Source organism: Rhizobium sp. SRDI943 (assembly GCF_057653695.1).
In genome coordinates, this window is record NZ_JBYGKN010000004.1 from 49,255 (window position 1) to 66,463 (window position 17,209).

The following is a 17,209-nucleotide window of genomic DNA, read 5'->3' on the forward strand; positions in this document are numbered from 1 at the left end:
CGGGAACCGGCTGCCTAAGAGAGGGTTTTCGCCTCAATGTGGAGGTCTCAACTATGCGCTGGCGTTCCTGGTTGACGGATTTAGGCACATGGACTGCCAGCCCCATCGCTTTTGCCATTGTAATTTTCTATGGGATCTCCTGGCTCATCTTCAGCCCCGAGACGCTGGAATGGCACGGCCTCGCCACGCTGATCACCTGGATGATGACGCTTTTCATCCAGCGGGCGGAACATCGGGATACACAGGCAATCCATGCCAAGCTCGATGAACTGCTACATGTGCATGGCGATGCGAAAAACGAAATCACCCAGATTGACGAGAAGGAGCCAGAGCAGATCGAGCGCTTTCGGGCAACACATACCGAATCGGAGTAATGGGTATAGCTGGAATGTGTCGCTGTGGCATAATTTTAAACCGTCTGTCTATTCGAAGACATCCACTCGGCAGGATGTGGGATAACTCGGGAGCGAAGGACCATCGGTGAAGACGCGAGTTCGGACAATTTTATTGGGGGCCGCTCTTACTGTTGCAATGCTCGCCGCTGGCGCGTGGCTCATCACCAAACCAAATATCTCTTTTGAAGAGAATGATCCGGCGTTCGTGAAGCCGGGCGATCCTGCTCGTGGCGAATTGATATTCGCCGCAGGAGATTGCTCATCGTGCCATGCGACACCTGGGCAAAAGCATCGGTTGCAACTCGGCGGCGGCCTTGCGCTCGCCTCGCCGTTCGGCACGTTCCGGCCTCCCAATATCTCGCAAGATGCGAAGGACGGAATTGGTTCGTGGACCGCCGCCGATCTTGGCAACGCGCTGATCGGGGGCGTCTCTCCCGACGGACAGCATTATTATCCGGTCTTTCCCTATCCAAGCTACACCGGAATGACGGTGGACGATGTTCGGGACCTGTTTGCCTATCTGAAGACTCTACCAGCAGTGTCGGGCGGCGCGCCGCCCCACGACCTCGTCGCACTCTTCCGCATCCGGCGGTTCGTCGGCTTCTGGAAGCTGCTGTTTTTCGACGAGGGAAAGTCCGAAGCCGTGCTGAGTGGCGATCCCATCCATGACCGAGGCGCCTATCTCGCCGAAAGCGTTGCCCATTGTGCCGAGTGCCATTCGTCGCGCAATGTCTTTGGAGCGATCAAGCAGGCGACGCGATATGCCGGGGGTGAGGATCCTGAAGGAACGGGGTTCGTTCCGAACATCACGCCCGCGCGTATTGGCGATTGGTCTCAGGCCGATATTTTCGAGGTTTTGACCAGCGGCAACACCCCGGACCACGGGCGCGTCGGATCCTCCATGGCCGACGTTGTCACTAACACCGCCAAACTCCCCGCAGGTGACCGCGATGCCATTGCAACTTACATTAAGTCGCTGCCAGCACGACCGACACCGCAGCCGTAGTCACTGCCCGTAAAGATAGGCAGCCAAGTCCCGCGCTTCGGCTTCTGAAATACCGGTGTCCGGCATCGCCGTTTTGGCATCGAACGCACTCGGCGCCACAATCCAGTGGACAAGCGCCTCCGCGTCATTATTCGCGACTCCCGCTAGGTAGACGCGCTGGCGTATGTCGACCAGTGGGCCGCCGACCTTGCCGTTGGCTCCCGCGATGCCGGGAATCGTATGGCATCCGGTGCAACCATAACGCCGGAAAATCTCAGGCGCACGGGCGGGATCGCCGCGAGCAAGTAAACTTGCGACTTCTGTCCTCCGGTTGCGATCTCTAACCTGGTACGTGAGGACCCCCGCCGCGAGCCCGAGCATCGTGACCAGTAACGGAACTACGATCTTGACGGGAAACCCTTCGCCGCTCATTTTCTGTCTCCGGCACCGTTTCGGATCAGTGTTGACAAGGGTTTATTATAAAAGTGGCCGCGGCCTGCATCGCCAAGGCAAACGCAAATGCTGATCCCGCGAGAACGCTGATCGTCCTGATGAACGTATCTGACCTCGATTTCGGGCTTCTAGGTGCCGCCAAAGGCGCCAGAACACCGACAACCGCCAACAGTGCTAGAAGCACCGTGGCCATCGCGGACCATGGCCTGCCCATCCGGCAGTCCACATAGGGCATGACTTGGCCAATCTGTGTGCTGACGGCCCAAGCTAGTGGGGCGAAAACCAATCCTCCAGCGACTGCGATGGAATATCTCATAGACGCGGCACCCAATAAAGACAGAGATAGAGCGGAACCCACGTTGCGACAACAAAGTTCCAGTACATGACGTTGTCCCCCACATCGCCATAGCGCCTCGGATTGTCGCCGTGCCGCGTGAACATCAGGCACATCAGAACCAGCGTGTCGATCAGATCGGTCAGGATGTGGGTGGTGTGCAGTCCGAGCAGCACCCAGGTGATCGAACCATAGGCGTTGCTGTCCCACATCACGTGGAGGGCCGGGAACTCAAATACCCGCAGGAAGAGCGGGGCGACGCCGAGCAAAGCCATGACGATCAGGCCGATCCGGACCTTTTTTAGCTCTCTGCGTTCAGCCCAGCGCGCCACCAGCACGTTCGGTATTACGCTGACAGCGAGCACAGCGGTCAAAAGAGTGCCAGGCAGCAGATCAGGCGCCGGCGCGTTGATCGGCCAGACGCTGGCGATGCTCATCAGGTAAAGGTAGACGACTATTCCGAGAGCAAAGCCGGTCCCTTCGATCAACATGAACGCCAGTGTTCCCCACCAGGTCGGGCTGGCGGTGCCGGAGCCGTGCAATGGCAGGTGCGAGACATCGAGAACCAGGCGCTCTTTCATGACTCATCCTCCGGGTCGCCCTTTGGCCAAAACCAGCCGGTCAGGGCGATTGCGATCGGGATTGAACCCCAAACGACCGCCCATGGCGAGAACATCGACCATATCAGCATGATCGACGTCGCGATGGCTGCAATGAGTGGCCAGATCGAATTGGTCGGCGAGGACTCCCGTGCTTCAGGCTCGGCCTCGACGACGCCACTGACGATCAGTTCCCGTCGGTCCAGCCGCATTCCGCTGACCACCGGCAGATCCGACGAGCCTGACCATAACGGTTCACGCTGGCTGACAACCGGGATGCGCCGGAAATTATAGGGGCTGGGAGGTGAGGTCGTTGCCCATTCCAGCGTGGATGCGTTCCATGGGTTCTCTTCGGCAACAGCGCCGGAGCGCGCACTGCGGACAACGTCCATGAAAAACAGGAGAAATCCTACGGCGAGAATAAAAGAGCTGAGGCTGACGAACAGGTTCAGACCGGCCCAAGGCATCTCGGGCTGATAGGTATAGATACGACGCGGCATACCGAAGAGACCGAGAAGATGCATCGGGAAGAACGTCAGGTGGAAACCGGTGAATATCAACCCGAATACCCAGCGGCCGATCCGTTCGCTCATCATCCTTCCGGTGAATTTTGGGAACCAGTAATAGATCGCTCCAAGCAGCGGGAAAACAGAGCCGCCAACGAGGACGTAATGGAAATGCGCGACGACGAAGTAGGTGTCGTGCACCTGCGTGTCGAATGGCACCGACGCCACCATGACGCCAGTCAGTCCGCCAAGCACGAAGGTGATGATGAAGCCGATAATGAACAGCATTGGTGACTTGAACACCGGTCTTCCATCCCACAGTGTTGCGAGCCAGCAGAAGATCTGAATGCCGGCGGGCACGGCAATAGCCATGCTGGAGGCCGTGAAAAAGCTCTCGCCAAGTCGCGGTAGGCCGACGACGAACATGTGATGCACCCAGAGGCCGAAGGCGAGGACGCCCGTCGAAATCAACGCCATCACCAGGGCCAGGTACCCAAACACCGGCCTGCGGGCGAACGTCGAAATCATCGTCGACACCATTCCCACCGCCGGCAGGAAGATAATGTAGACTTCCGGATGGCCAAAGAACCAGAAAAGATGCTGCCACAACAGGACGTCGCCGCCCTCGGCGGGATTGTAAAAATGGGTACCAACCAGACGGTCGAGAATCAAGGTGCTGCTTGCAAACATGATCGCCGGCATCGCCAGGATCACAAGGAATGAGGTGACCAGCATCGACCAGACGAAGAGCGGAATTCGATCCAGGGACATTCCCGGTGCGCGCTGCTTGAATACGGTAACGACGATCTCGACAGAGACAGCAAGCGCCGAAACCTCCGTGAACGTGATCATCTGCGCCCAAATGTCAGCTCGCTTTCCGGCACCATATTGGGGGCCGGAGAGGGGGACATAGGCAAACCAGCCCACATCGGGACCGACGTCCAGCGCGAATGCGATCCATAACAGCAGGCCGCCGGCTAAAAATATCCAGTAGGAAAAAGCGTTGAGGCGCGGAAAGGCGATGTTGCGGGTGCCGAGCATCAGCGGCACGAGATACACGCCCATGGCCTCCATCACCGGTACGGCAAACAGGAACATCATGTTGGTGCCGTGCATCGTGAAAATCTGATTGTAGCGATCGGGACTGATATAGCGCGCCTCGGGCGTGGCCAGCTGGAGGCGCATCGCCATCGCCAGGATGCCGCCAAGTAGAAGAAACACAAAAGCCGTGACGATGTAGCGCCGGCCGATGATTTTGTGATCGACGGTCGAAAGCGCGCCCCACAAGCCTGTTGGCGTTTTCCAAATCTGATGAAGCCTGAGGTCGATCACCTCGTCGCCAAGATCCACATCGGTCAGCGGGGGAGGATCAGCGCTCATTTGAGACTTTCTAGGTAGGCGGAGACCTGTTTCAACTCTTCCCCGGAGAGCGGCACGAGCGGCATGTTGTTGCCGGGCTTGAGCGTCTGCGGGTCGGCGATCCAAGCAGCGAGGGACCCGCGAGTATTCGGCAAAAGCCCTGCCGCGATCGTCTGCCGGCTTCCAACGTGCGTCAAGTCAGGCCCGGTTACCCCGGCCGCCGATGTGCCGCGAATGGTATGACAGGCGGCACAAGGCTTGCTCATGAACACCGTTTCGCCGGCTGTGACCTGTGGATCTGCCGGCGGGAGCCGTTCACGCTGCTGCCCCTGCACCCATTGCCGATAACTCACCTCGTCTTCAGCAATGACAAGCACCGCCATGTGGCTGTGCTGCAGCCCGCAATATTCCGCACACTGGCCGCGATAGATTCCCGGTCGATCAGCATGCAACGTTAGTTCGTTGATCCGGCCCGGTATTAGATCCAGCTTTCCCGCCAGGCTCGGAACCCAGAAAGAATGAATGACGTCGGCGCTCTCCAACCGTAGTTTCACAGCTTGTCCGACAGGGATGTGCAGCTCGTTGGCCGTCTTGAAGTCTCGCCCCGATCCATCATCGGGATAGATGAACTGCCACCACCACTGCTGACCTCGCACGGTGACGGTCAACGCTGTTTCGGAGGCTTCGCCAATCTTGCGCGTCGTATAAAAACTTATGATCGTCAGGCCGGCGATGATGAAAGCGGTGGCCGCCACCGCTCCGGCGACAACCTTACGCGCTTTCTGGTCGTTGCCAGCAACCCCGCGTCCGTCACGCGGTCGTAGCAGGGACCATGCCAGCACCAGCATCACCACAAGCCAGACAACAGCGCAGACCACGACAATGACAACGATGAGCTGTTTCAGGGCGGAAGCCGATGCGCCGGCTGCGTCAAGCGCAGACTGCGACCCCGTACAGCCTGAGAGACAGAGAGACGCAAGGGACGGGCCGATGATCGAAGAGCGCGTCAAGGCGATGGCCCCTGATCAGGGTGCGCGCCGGCGGGTCCCTCGTCGAAGAGAGCCGCGGCCGGTGCGCGGTTCTCGGACGGCCGGGTGTTCTTGTCGTCATTGCGACTGGGCGCGGTCGTTTTTGCCGAATAGGCGCCGATCGTTCTCACATAGCCGGCGAGCTGCCAGATTTCATCGATCGTCATCTTGTCACGAAAGGCAGGCATTCCGTGGGGCCTGCCATCGCGGATGGATGCTACGACCGAGATCATCTCAGCACCGTAAAGCCACCATCCGTCCAGAAAAGATGGGCCGGCCGCACCCCGGCCGTCGCCGTGGCATGCCGGACAGCCAAACCAGGAATAAAGCCGCTTTCCCTGGCTCAAATCGTAAGCGGTACTTTCGTATGGCTTTCCCAGCTTGAAATAGATTTCTGGCGGCGCTCCGCTGATGTCATTCGGCATCAAGCGGATCTTCTCGAACTCGGCCGAAAGCGGCGGATCCAGACGCAAGGTGCGGCCTTCTCGTGCCCAGCCCACGAGAGCGCCCGCGCCGACGACAACGGCGCCACCAAGTGCGATGGCTATAGCTGAACGACGATTACCTCGAACACTGCCCATGGAAAGCTTCCCGTGCCGGATCAGTCCTTCGGCTGCTGCTGTGACCTGGTGACGAATACCGGAAGCAGCTTGTAGGACGGCGTCTTCGACTGGGCATCGTGGTGTCCCAACGGAAATAGCGGGTTGCATTCCGGATAGTATGCCGCGCAGCAGCCTTGCGGAATATCGTACTCGACGACCCTAAGCGCGCCTACCTGGCGCGCGGTCGAGTGATCGATGGCCGTGCGCAAATCGACGCTGTCGCCGTTGGCGAAGCCGAGGCGAGCGACGTCATCGCGATTCATGAAAACGACTTTGCGGGTTCCGTTGACGCCGCGAAACCGATCGCTGTAGCCGTAAATGGTCGTGTTGAACTGGTCGTTCGATCGCAGTGTCGACAGATGCAGGACGTCTTCTTGCGCGCCATCGATTGCAAATTCAGGAAACAGCCGGTCCGGCGTCAGGAAGTTCGCCTTGCCCGTCTTGGTAACCCATTTCCGTTCGCGCGCTGGCAGGGGCCGAGCGAACCCACCCGGCTGGAACAGCCGCTTGTTGAAGTCGCTGAACGTTTCGGGATAGGTGCGCTCGATCGCGTCTCTGATCCGGCTATAGTCGTCGATCCATGCATCCCAGGGGACGTCACCACGGTCCAAGGTGGCTTTCGCCAATCCGGCAATGATCGCTGGCTCAGATCTTAGATGGCTACTCGCCGGTGTCGCTTTGCCGCGCGACCCATGGAAGTGTGCGACTGAGCTCTCGATCGATACAGCCTGTGGACCGGTGGCCTGGTTGTCGATCTCCAACCGCCCCAGACAAGGCAGCAGATACGCGATCTCGCCGTGGAGCACATGGCTGCGGTTTGGTTTGGTCGCGATCTGCACCGTCAGGCGCAATTTCCTCCAGGCCGCCTCCATCGCCTCTGTCTCCGGCACGGCACGCAGAAAGTTACCGCCGAGGCCAATGAAGGCACGCGCTTCGCCATCGAGAATTGCTTTGCAGGTGTCCACCGTCGATCGGCCCGTCCAACGCGGCGGTTCGAATTTGTACAGCTCGGACAGCTTGTCCAGGGGCACGAGCCCCGGCTTTTCGGTAATACCGACCGTTCGTTGTCCCTGGACGTTGGAGTGGCCCCGAATGGAGCAGATATTGGCGCCTGGTTTACCGATGTTGCCACGCAGGAGCGCGAGGTTGGCGATCATATGGATGTTGTCGACGCCCATCACGTGCTGCGTGACACCCATCCCATAGGCTATCAAGACTGCCTTGGCTTTTGCATAAGTCTGTGCCGCATGTGTCATCTGCTCCCGTGTGAGACCGGAAACTCGCTCAAGCTCCGCCCAGCTATAGGACCGGGCCGCATCGGCAAACTGTTCGAAACCGGTTGTGTGCTCCTGGATGAAGTCGTGGTCGAGGACATGCTTCTTGTCGGCAGCTGCAATCGACGCGGCAAATGCGATCGTTCCGGCCTCAGATGGGTCATCTGGGATGTCGTCGTTCCCAGCGATTTTACTTGTTCCTGACGCTTTGAGCGCATCGTCGGCCTCGATCAACGCCTTGCACACGCCAAAAAGCGCCGCGATATCGCCACCATTCTTCACCTGATAGTATTCCGACGAGATCAGTGTTTCCTTCGAGGACAACATCTCGGTTGGCGCCTGCGGGTTCTTGAAACGTTCAAGGCCCCGTTCCCGCAGCAAATTGAATGTAACGATCGGAACGCCGCGGTGTACGGCATCCTGCAGGTCATGCAACAGCCGGGGCGAGGACGTCCCGACATTCTGGGCGATATAAAATATGCAGTCGGTGTTCTCAAAGTCCGAGAGGACCGCCGTTCCGACCGATGCTCCGATACTTTCGGGCAAAGCCACCGAGGTGCTCTCGTGACACATGTTGGAACAGTCGGGGAGATTGTTGCTGCCGAACAGTCGTGCGAAAAGTTGATACATATAAGCCGCCTCCAGAGAGGCGCGACCGGACGTATAAAAGTCGACTTGTTGGGGCGTGAGGGCTCGAAGTTCTTTGCCGATTTCGGCGAATGCCACGTCCCACTCGACCGGCTCATACTTATCAGTTTCTGCGTTCCACCGCATCGGCTGCGTCAACCGACCCTGTTCCTCAAGATCATGGTCGCGCCAGGCTTCTAGCTCCCTCAGCGTATGCGCGGCAAAGAAGCCGGCATCCGCCCTGCGGTTTGTTACCTCCCAGGCGGTAGCCTTGGCGCCGTTCTCGCAAAATTCCAGCGGATGCGTCTTGGCGGGCTTCGCCCACGCGCAGCTGACGCACATATAGCCTTCGGGCTTGTTTTGCTTGTCCAGCAAGGCGGCGCCGCTCGCCGGGATATGCTCACGGAGCAGGATCCCGGCAACTGATTTTGCGGACCCCCATCCACCGGCCGGGCCAGTGTATGGCTTGATCGAGGGTTTGTCTTTCGGATGTGCTGTCATGATCGCTCCCAAACTATCTAAAGCTCTCTGAAAACGACAAGTTCCTTAGTGGGTGCTTTTTTCGCTTCCGGCCGGCTATTTCGCCAAATATTGATCCAGCGCTCGGTGTCCGCGCCCGGAAAGGGCGTCAATGTAAGCCCGAACATCTATCGATCAGCCATTCTCGCGCGTAGGCGTTGGTGATTTTAGCGATAGCCGTCGGAAGCCGGTTGAAACCATGCGGCCCGGCCGGAACGATGCTTAGCGATGCGTTTCCGTTTGCGTCTTGCCAAGTGCGGAACATCTGAATGCTGTCATCGACGATGGGATCGAGCTCGCCCGCGATGAACAGAGCCGGCGGGAGGCCTTCGAGCTGCGCATGTAACGGCCCATCCCGTTCATTCCAGGGCAAACTGGAACGTAATCTTTGAAGATTTCGAAGAGCAGCGGGAGCGTCCACGATGAGGGAGGCGCTATCGGCGCTCCTGAGGCTGCGCGATCCCTTGAAATCAAACGCGCCGCATGTCGAGATAAATCCCCAGAATGCTTCGACCATTCCCCGGTCCCGCAGACGCAGCAAGGCCTGGGCGGCAAGGTGAGCCCCAGATGACTCACCGCCCAGAACAATCCGTCCGACGCCGAGATCTGACAGGTTCCGGACCACCCAGTTCAGAGCGATTTCACAGTCGTCTATGGCAAGGTCGACGCGATCATCGAGGGCGTTACGAAAATCGACAGCGACGGCGATGAGTTGGCACTCTTTAGCGACACGTGACGTGATGCCATCATCGAGGCGGGCATTGCCGAGCACCCACGCGCCACCGTGAAAGTGCACATAAACACCTCTTGGCGCTCCATCGGGCAGGAGAAACCGCAAGCCGACGCTACGTTCGCCGGCCGCGATGCTTCTGCTGAAAACGCGGCAGTCGTGAAACAGGCGCGATGGAAAGACGGATTGCAGCCCCAAGACTATGGCGTTGGCGACTTTCGCATTCCACCTGCGATCGGTGTAGTATCGTGGAAGTAAATGCAGAAGCGCGTTCAGCCGCTGAGCGCGGGTGACATGTTTTTCTTCAAGGCGGCCGATCAAGTCGCAGGCGCGTGAGCTCATCCGGCTGCGCCTTCTTCATGCATCGGCGGTCCGACTTCGTCGAGGTCTACCGGTTGGGGAGGTGGCGCGCCTGCATCACAGCCTTGGAATTGTACAGCGAGGCTATGGTCGCCAAGGCGGTCCTGCATCATGCCGGCCATCACGTTGAGAGAAGCCTCGACTCCATGCCTGGCCTCGAAACTGCGACACGCTTCCTTGAGTGCTCTGGCATCAGCGTTCATAATCTCATGCCGTCAGGACGACCTTGATGCAGTTGTCCTTCTTGTCCCTGAAAGTCTCGTAGAGAGCCGGGCCGTCTTCGAGCTTCGCCCGATGCGTGATGATAAAGCTCGGATCGATCTCGCCTTCCTCGATGCGGCGAAGCAAATCGAGTGAATAGCGGTTGACATGGGTCTGACCGGTGCGGATCGTCAGTCCCTTGTTCATTGCGGCGCCAAAAGGAATCTTGTCGAGGAAACCGCCATAGACCCCAGGAACCGAGACGATCCCGGCGGGTCGGCAAGCCATGATCGCGGTTCGTAGCGCATGCGGGCGGTCAGTTCCAAGCAGGGTGGCGGCCTTGACCTTGTCGACGACGGCATCAAATGATGCTGTAGCATGGGATTCCGCACCAACAGCGTCGATGCACTTGTCGGCGCCATGACCCCCGGTCATCTCCTTGATGCGGTCCGGGATTGTGCCGTCCACTTCGTCGAAATTGATGATCTCGGCTCCAGCCGACTGCGCCAGCGCCAGACGCTCCGGAACATTGTCGATGGCAATGATCCGCGCGGCACCCTGCATCAGCGCGCTTTTGATGCAAAACTGACCGACCGGACCGCAGCCCCAGACGGCGACGATATCGGTGGGTTCGATCTCGCAGTTGGCCGCGGCCATCCACCCCGTCGGAAAAATGTCGCCTAAAAACAGCGCCTGCTCATCGGTCATTCCATCGGGAATGACGATTGGAGAAACGTCTGCATAGGGAACACGCACATACTCCGCCTGACCGCCGGCGTAGGCGCCCGTCAGATGCGAGTATCCGAACAAGCCGGCGGTTGGATAGCCAAACGCCTTGGTGGCGTTATCGGCATTGCGGTTGGTGCGTTCACAAACCGACCAGTTGCCTCTGAGGCATTGCTGACATTCCCCACAGCAGATGGTGAACGGCACCACCACCCTGTCACCAACCTTCAGCTTCTTGTTGTCACGTCCGACCTCAACGACCTCGCCCATGAATTCGTGGCCGAGCACGTCGCCCTTTTCCATAAAGGGAATGTAGCCATCCATCAGGTGCAGATCTGAGCCGCAGATGGCGCAGGCGGTCATCTTGATGATGGCGTCGCGCCCATCTTCGATCTTGGGATCCGGAACGCTGTCGCAGCGGATGTCGCCCTTGCCATGCCAGCACAGTGCCTTCATCGATAAGCTCCTTGTAAGTTCAATTGATCGCGGCCGTTCCTTCAGCACGGATTTGCGTGGTGATAGCAAGAATGAGCGCAACAACCCCGATTGCGTAGACCGGCCAGCGCGTATCCATGGGAAAGGGAAAAAGCCAGGGTGAGAGCAGCATTGCTACGCCAAAGATGGCATCAAGCAACGAACGGATCCGTAGGAACCGCACAGCGTCAATTTCATGGTCGGTCAGGAGCCTGTAGAGCACCATAATGATGCCGAGCGCGATAAGCACCATTCGAGGAGTGCCATTGAGTTCGAGAAAAAACGGCAGGCCGATCACAAAGGACCCGACGACATAAGCAATTCCATGAAGCATGGTCGGTACGAAGCGCATTGTTCCCCCTATCCTTTCTGGCCTTCAAACTTCCAAATGAGGCGCTGGTTCCCGTTTTTCAGGGAGCTTACGGATCCGCAAAAACTCAGCTACGCGTGGTCCCCCGATGGCGGGAAGTGGCTTGGGCAGTTTTTGTAGGATTGTAATCTGCTGTCCACCATGATCGTATATCACCTTGCAGCGACGGCTCCTGACGCGGTGGTTTCACCGAGCGCCGAAATTACGGCGGCCCTTGCACGCGAGATACGGCTTTTGATCGTGCCGAGTTCGCACCCGCACACCCCGGCGATATCCTCGTAGCTGTCGCCATTTGCCGCCATCAGCAACACCTGGCGCTTGTCGGCGTCGAGAGCTGAAATGGCTTTATCGACTTCTCCCGTGCGCAAAGACCATTCCTGGGTCGATTGTACCGCCTGCCCGGATGTAGCGACTTCCATGTCCGCACAGAGGGTAAATCTCTGGCGGATCTTGTATTTCGTGCAATAGGTGTTGCGGGCAATCGTGAACAACCAGGATTTTACGCTGGTCCCGGGCCGAAATTGATCAATGTGAGCGAGCGCCTTGAGCATGGTATCCTGCGTGAGATCGTCCGCATCTGTCACAGATCGTTCGAACCGCATCGCGAAGCGGTGCACCGCCGGCATTAAGGCAACGATTTCCTTTTTGATCTCCGCACCCGTTCCACCCAGTCCGCTCATGTTTTCTCTCCTCGTGGTCGAAGAAGAATGAGGATGGAAGCTACGCGTTCCCGCTCGTTCGGGAACAGTGCGGAACCGTACGGGCGATTCTAGCGGCGGGAAGGCGTAACGTTTCACCACGACCTAGACTATTGCTGTGCAGCTTCAAACATCATCCTGAGGATGGCGAAGACACAGAGTAGACAGACCAGCCAGGTGAAGGCCGAGTTCAGAAACAGAAGGAGGAGCTTTCTCATGTGTCCATGGACGTAGTCTTCGATGATCGTCCGCATGCCGATATCCATGTGGACGGCGCTGAGAAGAATGAAGGCGAGGAGGGCGGGGCCAATCCAGAAGCTGCCGATCGAAACAACGACAAAGTCGCGATCTCTTCCAAGCAGATAGATCCCGATCCCGATCAAATAAGGGGTCAAGATGCCCAATGCCAAACCCGATGCTTGTTTGAGAACGTAAGGCCGGGTGCCTCCCTTCGCGGATCCCAAACCCCGAACGCGTCCGAGCGGTGTCGTCATCGTGGTCCTCCCAATTCGCAAGCGTCCTCTCGCGTCGGCTCGCTGTTGAACCAATTCACCTTTCAAGCAAAGCGAACTTACTTGACCGAAGGCCTTCGCCGTATTCGCTCACCTGCCTTGCTCACGAAGGTCGCGGCCCCTGTTTTTACGACCTGAAGGTCGGGCCGGTCTTCAGGATGAGCAATGGCATGCTCATCAAACTCTAGCTCGCGCTGGCTATCACCATGGTCAGAAATGACTGGGGGTGCAGCTAAGGTTTCAGAGGGTCCCGCGCTGGGCCGTTCCTCCGCCGCCCGACAGTGCTCAGACTGCTTTCCGGCCGGTCGGCCCGCTGCTCCCCGGATCCGATTAGCGCGTCGGCCGATGACATCATCTTGACTTGCCATTCCTTCTTTCTCCCCTGGTCGATCATCAACGTGAGACTATCGGTCTACCGGTAGGCGTCGTTTCCGCTCTTGCCAGGCTTTGCCGGGTCGAGCGCATACGGTCGTCCGTCAGGCACGGCAATTGCTGAAAAATTCGCGGCAAGCTCGTGGAGACGCGCACGCGTGTGTTCGCCCCGAACCGGCTGGCCGTGCCCCGTGATGACCAGTTCCGGTTCCAGACTAGCCAGCATGACGACCGAGCGTTCGGCCTCGTCCCAATCGGGTGTCAGGTAGCGCGGTGGCCCGTGCATCTCCGGTTTTTGCGTCAGGACCTCGTAGACGGATTCCTGGCCTGTCGTGACGATCGCGTCGCCGGCTATCAAGGTGCGGTCACTTTCCCGCCACAACGAGATGTGACCGGGCGTGTGCCCTGGCGTATGCAGCCACTTCCATCCCGGCATGGCTGGTACACTCCGATCCGGCGGCAGCATCTTCAGCCACCGACCCACATCGACGGGGGAGCGTGGAAAGAGGGGTGACAACAGCGCCATCGCGCCACCGCCGACAAAGGCATCGGCCGGCGGATAAGAAGCTTGTCCGTTTAAATATGGAAACTCGAGAGGATGCGCGTAGACTGGAACGTCCCAATGCTCCGCGAGCCCCTCCAGGGAGCCGGCGTGGTCGAAATGGGCATGCGTCATGACGATCGCAGACGGGCGTGTATTTCGTCCGAACCGGGCTTCCGCCGTCTCGACGATTGTATTCTTCGACGTCGGCAGACCGGTGTCGATCAACACCCAGTCATTACCCTTTGCAGGGTCGCCGTGGAAAATCACATTGACGATCGACATCAGGCGGTATGCCAGATCAGGTGCAAAGACCCGTGCTCCAGACGCGCTTTCCGCAGTCGGCGCAATATCGTCGGTCTCAAGTGAAAGCTGAACAACCATCAAAATCTCCTTCGTGAGCGCAACGAACTCCGCTCCGAGGGAGAAGTTCCCTCTGCTCATTCTTCGGAAGGCGCAAACAGGAGGGAACCTGATCGGCTGTCGCTTGTTTGCGGGCTTCACAACGAAGGAGAGTTCCATGTTCGACACTGACGGTAAGCTGCAATATCCTGTGGCGGACGCCGGCGGATTGCCGGCGTCCGCCACAGGAGAGCGATGAGCAACGCGGCACCTCCGCGCTCGTTTGGTGGGCACTAAGCGTCAAGCGCGGGAACTCGCAAGCCCGACAGAGGTTCGTGGGGAAAATATACATGAGGTCTCCCATGAATGAGATTATCGACGCCGATTTCTGCGTCACCTGGCAATCGCCTGTCTTCGTCCGGATCGGTAACGGCATGCGGGAACGTCTCGACAGCCCCGATGCGGCATTGGCGGCGCTTCTCCATCGCTGGCCATCAAGCTATGGTTCCGAATACGAAGTTGCTAAGCGCCGATGTGTCGATGCGATTGCAAGTCACGGCAGCCCGGAGCTTGCCCGCAGAGCGTTCGTAGAAGCGGCGGTCGCTGCCAAGTTGCTCGCATGACGGGCTTGGAGAGGCGACCCACGCGAAGCTTCCCTCTGTCCGCTGGCCTGCTTCTGGGCTTGGGACTCGGAGGTTTCTTTGATGGAATTGTCCTCCACCAGCTTCTGCAATGGCATCATATGCTCAGCTCATGGTATCCAATCACCACGATCGAGAACCTCGAACTGAACACCTTCTGGGACGGCGTCTTCCATTCCGGTACATACGTCTTCGTGCTCGCCGGGCTTTTTATTTTGTGGCGGTGCGGCCGCCTCAGCCATTTCCGCTGGTCGACGGGCGATCTTGTCGCCACCATGCTCATCGGCTTCGGAGCGTTCAACCTCATCGAAGGCGTCATCGACCACCATGTCCTCGGCCTGCATCACGTCAATGAGATGGCTCCCCGCGGGCAGTGGCTATTCTGGGACCTCGGTTTCCTTGCCTGGGGTGGGGCGATGATAGGCGTTGGGTTGTTGATCATGAGGCGGCTCCATGACTGAGATGCTGCGCGAACTCCGCACAGCGGCGATCTGGGCGGCCTTCGGTCTTGGCCTCCTCTTCGCGACGCGACCAGTGTGGTCGTTTCTCCTGTTCGGCCCCCTGATTACCCTGGAAGACCTGCTTTCATTGCGCTGCCTCGGGCTCCCGACATAAAGAGTCGGTTGAATAAGCGATATCGGCGAAGCAGTCGAAAATTTTTTCGATGAACGTAAATGAAGATCGAGCTACCATCGGTGCAGAATGCCGCTCCTCCCGCCGTGTCGTCATCATCGGCGGCGGTTTCGGCGGTCTCGCGTGCGCAACCGAACTCGGTGCCGCTGGGGATATCAGGGTCACGCTCGTTGACCGACGCAACCATAATCTCTTTCAGCCGCTCCTTTATCAGATCGCCACTGCAGCCTTGTCGCCGGCCGACATCGCCGAGCCCATTCCTAAGACGCTCGCGCGTCTCAAAAACTTCAACAAGATCATGGCTGAGGTGTCGGCTCCATCCTCGCGTAGCGTATCACTGTCCGATGGCGACTCGCTCTCCTATAATAAGCTCGTCCTTGCGACAGGTTCTGACTAGAACTATTTTGGACACGATGTTTGGCGGACGTTCGCGCCCAGCCTCAAGAGCATCCATGAGGCGCGCCAGATCCGCCATCGGCTGCTTCTGGCTTTCGAGCGAGCGGAGCGGGCGAAGAGCGAGGCTGAGGAGCAGGCCAGTTATTGGCGGGGGACCCACAGGCGTCCAAATGGCGGTCGCGATTTTTGAGCTCGCTCACTTCATGATCAGCCGCGACTTCCAAAACTTGCAGCCCGACGATATGCGAGTGATCCTGGTTGGGGCCGGACCACGTTTGACGAAACGGCAGGGGAGACCGGCGCCGGCCATCATCTCGCAGCGGCTGATGGCGCTAGCAACAGGCCAGTTGATCGCGTACGACCATAATCTTAATATTCGCCGAGTCTAAGTTCGCGATCCGCGATGTTGAGGGCGCATACCGGGCGATGGCCGCGGGGTGTGCTGATGCAAAGCGAGCGGAGCTCGCTGGCGAGGCTATTCCCATCATCGCAGCGCTTTATGAGGTCGAGGCCACTTTGATATCCCCCCGGCGATCAATGACGTCGACGACTTGCCGCCCCGACCGGCGCAGCGCGACATCGACCGAGCAATTCGAAAGCCGAGGTTCCGCGGCGTGATGCGCCGACCTTTTTCGGAATCTTCAGTTTTGCCATGACGGGCTCCTTTCGAGCGGGAGACTCCAGCAACGCACCTCAAGTTCCTGCGCTAAGTTCAATGGTAGCTAAACTGCTGTCGGTTCCGCTTGAAATCCACGCATTTCATAACCAGGTCGCTCGCCGGCTGCATCGCCGAAGAACTTCTGGGGGCCACGCCAGCCAGAGCCGATATCATGATAGAGCCCTACTGCTCATTTAGCGAAATCACTTGCCGGACGTAGGGCGATTTAATGACGCGTTGCCCGATGCAAACCGCTAAGACATGCGTTGAAGCACTCGTTCGGGCAACGCTGATCCGGAAGGGGATCAAGCAGCATTATGCAAATTTTTGCAACTGGACGGCAGCGCATGATCCCTCCGAGGATGTAAAGTGGTGGAAATGCCGCTTTCAAGGAGCATTTATGGTGATCCTGGCGAGAGAGCAGCGGCATTTCCTGTCGCGAGAGACATCAGCAAGCGTTGGCCGCACCGGATTGCGCCGAGCTGGTGGGAGCAGGATTACCGGTGCCAGTTCCCGCTGCGCGCTGGCAGTCATTCGGATCGCCGCCGGAGGCACCTGAATTGCTGGTGCTGTCCGTGGGATTGCCAGCGTCGGCTCCAGTGCCAGTAGAATTGCCGCCGCTGTTGCCGCTCCCGGATGCGGCGCCGCCAGACGACGAGCTATTGCCCGAGGTCCCGCCGTTAGCAGCCCCCGAGTTTCCCGAGTTTCCCGAGCTTCCCGACGACTGGGCGATGGCGGATGTCGCGAGTGTGAGTGCGAGCGCCGACGTTGCGAGGATCTTTATGATCATGAGTATCACCTTTGGGTTAGGACATCGTTACTATGGTCCAACCTCAAAAACACGACCGGGTTCCTGCGAGAGAGCCCGCGTTCC

The 17,209-nt window shown here is 58.7% G+C and carries 20 protein-coding genes; 7 read left to right on the forward strand and 13 right to left on the reverse strand.

Going from position 1 to position 17,209, the window contains the following annotated elements; genetic code table 11:
• The first annotated feature begins 53 nt into the window (after positions 1 to 53).
• Positions 54 to 374 (forward strand): low affinity iron permease family protein, encoded by a 321-nt coding sequence (locus AC245Y_RS33305; RefSeq protein WP_003555359.1) that lies wholly within the window; start codon positions 54 to 56, stop codon positions 372 to 374.
• Between the two features lie 157 nt (positions 375 to 531).
• Positions 532 to 1,401, forward strand: a complete 870-nt coding sequence (locus AC245Y_RS33310; RefSeq protein WP_017997407.1) for a c-type cytochrome — start codon at positions 532 to 534, stop codon at positions 1,399 to 1,401.
• On the opposite strand, the gene AC245Y_RS33315 is transcribed toward AC245Y_RS33310, so the two are convergent.
• From AC245Y_RS33315 to AC245Y_RS33370, 12 genes are all read right to left on the reverse strand, one after another.
• Positions 1,402 to 1,812 carry a c-type cytochrome gene (locus AC245Y_RS33315; RefSeq protein WP_017997406.1) on the reverse strand — a complete coding sequence of 137 codons (411 nt, stop codon included), beginning with the start codon at positions 1,810 to 1,812 and terminating at the stop codon, positions 1,402 to 1,404.
• A gap of 333 nt (positions 1,813 to 2,145) precedes the next feature.
• Positions 2,146 to 2,748, reverse strand: coding sequence for a cytochrome c oxidase subunit 3 (locus AC245Y_RS33320; protein WP_017997405.1), 603 nt, complete (start codon positions 2,746 to 2,748; stop codon positions 2,146 to 2,148).
• On the reverse strand, positions 2,745 to 4,652 hold the full coding sequence (ctaD, locus tag AC245Y_RS33325; protein ID WP_012760472.1) for a cytochrome c oxidase subunit I: 1,908 nt from the start codon (positions 4,650 to 4,652) through the stop codon (positions 2,745 to 2,747). Before ctaD ends, AC245Y_RS33320 begins: the two co-directional genes overlap by 4 nt.
• On the reverse strand, positions 4,649 to 5,641 hold the full coding sequence (gene coxB, locus AC245Y_RS33330; protein ID WP_017997404.1) for a cytochrome c oxidase subunit II: 993 nt from the start codon (positions 5,639 to 5,641) through the stop codon (positions 4,649 to 4,651). Before coxB ends, ctaD begins: the two co-directional genes overlap by 4 nt.
• Positions 5,638 to 6,240: a c-type cytochrome gene (locus AC245Y_RS33335; RefSeq protein ID WP_017997403.1), complete on the reverse strand. Its 603-nt coding sequence runs from the start codon at positions 6,238 to 6,240 to the stop codon at positions 5,638 to 5,640. Before AC245Y_RS33335 ends, coxB begins: the two co-directional genes overlap by 4 nt.
• Before the next feature lie 20 nt (positions 6,241 to 6,260).
• On the reverse strand, positions 6,261 to 8,663 hold the full coding sequence (locus tag AC245Y_RS33340; protein WP_017997402.1) for an FdhF/YdeP family oxidoreductase: 2,403 nt from the start codon (positions 8,661 to 8,663) through the stop codon (positions 6,261 to 6,263).
• Positions 8,664 to 8,790: 127 nt separating this feature from the next.
• Positions 8,791 to 9,753, reverse strand: a complete 963-nt coding sequence (locus tag AC245Y_RS33345) for an alpha/beta hydrolase (RefSeq protein WP_017997401.1) — start codon at positions 9,751 to 9,753, stop codon at positions 8,791 to 8,793.
• 225 nt (positions 9,754 to 9,978) lie between these two features.
• Complete coding sequence (locus tag AC245Y_RS33350; RefSeq protein WP_003555371.1) at positions 9,979 to 11,154, reverse strand: zinc-dependent alcohol dehydrogenase; 1,176 nt, start codon at positions 11,152 to 11,154, stop codon at positions 9,979 to 9,981.
• Between the two features lie 19 nt (positions 11,155 to 11,173).
• A complete protein-coding gene (locus AC245Y_RS33355) occupies positions 11,174 to 11,524 on the reverse strand; it encodes an SPW repeat domain-containing protein (protein WP_003555372.1) in 351 nt (116 codons plus the stop codon).
• Positions 11,525 to 11,694: 170 nt separating this feature from the next.
• Positions 11,695 to 12,222: a sigma-70 family RNA polymerase sigma factor gene (locus AC245Y_RS33360; protein WP_017997399.1), complete on the reverse strand. Its 528-nt coding sequence runs from the start codon at positions 12,220 to 12,222 to the stop codon at positions 11,695 to 11,697.
• Positions 12,223 to 12,350: 128 nt separating this feature from the next.
• A complete protein-coding gene (gene sdhD / locus AC245Y_RS33365) occupies positions 12,351 to 12,734 on the reverse strand; it encodes a succinate dehydrogenase, hydrophobic membrane anchor protein (protein WP_017997398.1) in 384 nt (127 codons plus the stop codon).
• 430 nt (positions 12,735 to 13,164) lie between these two features.
• A complete protein-coding gene (locus AC245Y_RS33370; protein ID WP_017997396.1) occupies positions 13,165 to 14,049 on the reverse strand; it encodes an MBL fold metallo-hydrolase in 885 nt (294 codons plus the stop codon).
• A 320-nt stretch (positions 14,050 to 14,369) separates the two neighbouring features.
• Here AC245Y_RS33370 and AC245Y_RS33375 point away from each other — a divergent pair, with 320 nt between their 5' ends.
• The 5 genes from AC245Y_RS33375 to AC245Y_RS33395 all read left to right on the forward strand — a co-directional run bounded on the left by AC245Y_RS33375 (position 14,370) and on the right by AC245Y_RS33395 (position 16,066).
• Positions 14,370 to 14,630, forward strand: coding sequence for a DUF982 domain-containing protein (locus tag AC245Y_RS33375; protein WP_003555376.1), 261 nt, complete (start codon positions 14,370 to 14,372; stop codon positions 14,628 to 14,630).
• Positions 14,627 to 15,109 (forward strand): DUF2243 domain-containing protein, encoded by a 483-nt coding sequence (locus AC245Y_RS33380; RefSeq protein ID WP_003555378.1) that lies wholly within the window; start codon positions 14,627 to 14,629, stop codon positions 15,107 to 15,109. Before AC245Y_RS33375 ends, AC245Y_RS33380 begins: the two co-directional genes overlap by 4 nt.
• The gene (locus AC245Y_RS33385; RefSeq protein WP_003555379.1) at positions 15,102 to 15,263 is read left to right on the forward strand and encodes a hypothetical protein; all 162 of its coding nucleotides are present in this window, start codon (positions 15,102 to 15,104) and stop codon (positions 15,261 to 15,263) included. Before AC245Y_RS33380 ends, AC245Y_RS33385 begins: the two co-directional genes overlap by 8 nt.
• Positions 15,264 to 15,312: 49 nt before the next feature.
• The gene (locus tag AC245Y_RS33390) at positions 15,313 to 15,678 is read left to right on the forward strand and encodes an FAD-dependent oxidoreductase (protein WP_026157728.1); all 366 of its coding nucleotides are present in this window, start codon (positions 15,313 to 15,315) and stop codon (positions 15,676 to 15,678) included.
• 169 nt (positions 15,679 to 15,847) lie between these two features.
• The gene (locus AC245Y_RS33395) at positions 15,848 to 16,066 is read left to right on the forward strand and encodes a hypothetical protein (RefSeq protein ID WP_244432295.1); all 219 of its coding nucleotides are present in this window, start codon (positions 15,848 to 15,850) and stop codon (positions 16,064 to 16,066) included.
• 717 nt (positions 16,067 to 16,783) lie between these two features.
• Here AC245Y_RS33395 and AC245Y_RS33400 read toward each other — a convergent pair.
• Complete coding sequence (locus AC245Y_RS33400) at positions 16,784 to 17,125, reverse strand: hypothetical protein (RefSeq protein WP_080518618.1); 342 nt, start codon at positions 17,123 to 17,125, stop codon at positions 16,784 to 16,786.
• Positions 17,126 to 17,209: the final 84 nt, after the last annotated feature.

What these genes read in the sequence shown, in the direction of transcription:
- AC245Y_RS33375 (WP_003555376.1), top strand. Translation starts at nt 14,370, where the DNA reads ATGAATGAGATTATCGACGCCGATTTCTGCGTCACCTGGCAATCGCCT.
- AC245Y_RS33315 (WP_017997406.1), bottom strand. Translation starts at nt 1,812, where the DNA reads ATGAGCGGCGAAGGGTTTCCCGTCAAGATCGTAGTTCCGTTACTGGTC.
- AC245Y_RS33360 (WP_017997399.1), bottom strand. Translation starts at nt 12,222, where the DNA reads ATGAGCGGACTGGGTGGAACGGGTGCGGAGATCAAAAAGGAAATCGTT.
- AC245Y_RS33345 (WP_017997401.1), bottom strand. Translation starts at nt 9,753, where the DNA reads ATGAGCTCACGCGCCTGCGACTTGATCGGCCGCCTTGAAGAAAAACAT.
- AC245Y_RS33350 (WP_003555371.1), bottom strand. Translation starts at nt 11,154, where the DNA reads ATGAAGGCACTGTGCTGGCATGGCAAGGGCGACATCCGCTGCGACAGC.
- sdhD (WP_017997398.1), bottom strand. Translation starts at nt 12,734, where the DNA reads ATGACGACACCGCTCGGACGCGTTCGGGGTTTGGGATCCGCGAAGGGA.
- AC245Y_RS33320 (WP_017997405.1), bottom strand. Translation starts at nt 2,748, where the DNA reads ATGAAAGAGCGCCTGGTTCTCGATGTCTCGCACCTGCCATTGCACGGC.
- AC245Y_RS33305 (WP_003555359.1), top strand. Translation starts at nt 54, where the DNA reads ATGCGCTGGCGTTCCTGGTTGACGGATTTAGGCACATGGACTGCCAGC.
- AC245Y_RS33400 (WP_080518618.1), bottom strand. Translation starts at nt 17,125, where the DNA reads ATGATCATAAAGATCCTCGCAACGTCGGCGCTCGCACTCACACTCGCG.
- AC245Y_RS33310 (WP_017997407.1), top strand. Translation starts at nt 532, where the DNA reads ATGCTCGCCGCTGGCGCGTGGCTCATCACCAAACCAAATATCTCTTTT.
- AC245Y_RS33380 (WP_003555378.1), top strand. Translation starts at nt 14,627, where the DNA reads ATGACGGGCTTGGAGAGGCGACCCACGCGAAGCTTCCCTCTGTCCGCT.
- AC245Y_RS33385 (WP_003555379.1), top strand. Translation starts at nt 15,102, where the DNA reads ATGACTGAGATGCTGCGCGAACTCCGCACAGCGGCGATCTGGGCGGCC.
- AC245Y_RS33355 (WP_003555372.1), bottom strand. Translation starts at nt 11,524, where the DNA reads ATGCGCTTCGTACCGACCATGCTTCATGGAATTGCTTATGTCGTCGGG.
- AC245Y_RS33335 (WP_017997403.1), bottom strand. Translation starts at nt 6,240, where the DNA reads ATGGGCAGTGTTCGAGGTAATCGTCGTTCAGCTATAGCCATCGCACTT.
- AC245Y_RS33340 (WP_017997402.1), bottom strand. Translation starts at nt 8,663, where the DNA reads ATGACAGCACATCCGAAAGACAAACCCTCGATCAAGCCATACACTGGC.
- AC245Y_RS33390 (WP_026157728.1), top strand. Translation starts at nt 15,313, where the DNA reads ATGAACGTAAATGAAGATCGAGCTACCATCGGTGCAGAATGCCGCTCC.
- ctaD (WP_012760472.1), bottom strand. Translation starts at nt 4,652, where the DNA reads ATGAGCGCTGATCCTCCCCCGCTGACCGATGTGGATCTTGGCGACGAG.
- AC245Y_RS33370 (WP_017997396.1), bottom strand. Translation starts at nt 14,049, where the DNA reads ATGGTTGTTCAGCTTTCACTTGAGACCGACGATATTGCGCCGACTGCG.
- AC245Y_RS33395 (WP_244432295.1), top strand. Translation starts at nt 15,848, where the DNA reads ATGGCGGTCGCGATTTTTGAGCTCGCTCACTTCATGATCAGCCGCGAC.